The sequence below is a fragment of the Pseudomonas sp. FSL R10-1339 genome (assembly GCF_009600545.1).
GTDB lineage: Bacteria > Pseudomonadota > Gammaproteobacteria > Pseudomonadales > Pseudomonadaceae > Aquipseudomonas > Aquipseudomonas bubulae.
In genome coordinates, this window is the sequence record NZ_WIVQ01000320.1 from 1 (window position 1) to 267 (window position 267).

Annotated in this window: 1 pseudogene; it reads right to left on the bottom strand. The window is 63.7% G+C overall.

The features are described 5' to 3' along the window. Positions 1–267, bottom strand: a pseudogene (locus GHO03_RS24925) (nicotinate phosphoribosyltransferase); the annotation flags it as partial.

Consider the following 267-nt stretch of genomic DNA (forward strand, 5'->3'; position numbering starts at 1 on the left):
TTCGTCAAGGTCGCTAGTGACGATGACGCGAGTGTTCGGGGCGCCGAGGTCGTCGAGCAAGTCGCGGACTTGACGAGCGACGATGGATAGGTCGCCGGAGTCGATACGGACCGCACCGAGGCGTCCCTCGGTGAGGCGGATGGCCGTGCGTACCGCATTGTCGATGTCGTAGGTGTCGACGAGCAGGGTTGTCTTTTCACCGTAGGCGGCTAGCTGGGCGCGGAAGGCCTCTTCCTCGGTGTCATGAAGGAGGGTGAAGGCGTGGGC